The following is a 233-nucleotide window of genomic DNA, read 5'->3' on the forward strand; positions in this document are numbered from 1 at the left end:
GGCCCGCGGGACCCCCCCCGGACCCCCGCTCGTCCGACGCCGAGGGCGCCCGCGGGGTCCCGTTCGGACGGCAGCCGGTCCCCCGGGCCGAGACGACCGTCGAGCAGGTCACGCCCGATGTGCTCGAGCACGAGTCGCCATGCGCGCGCCGGCTGCTCCGTCATCACGCCTCCAGTGGTCAGACCACAGGTTAGCGTGTGTGGTCAGACCACGCAACGCGGCGATGCCGCGCG

At 75.1% G+C, this 233-nt stretch carries 1 protein-coding gene; it reads right to left on the bottom strand.

Translation table 11 applies throughout. The annotated features are described in order from the left end of the window. Positions 1-164: GntR family transcriptional regulator (locus KVS71_RS19140; RefSeq protein WP_217585319.1), on the bottom strand; the 164-nt coding region annotated here is incomplete at its 3' end. Positions 165-233: the final 69 nt, after the last annotated feature.

Origin of the sequence: Microbacterium sp. GbtcB4 (assembly GCF_019091465.1) — a bacterium.
Taxonomy (GTDB): domain Bacteria; phylum Actinomycetota; class Actinomycetes; order Actinomycetales; family Microbacteriaceae; genus Microbacterium; species Microbacterium paraoxydans.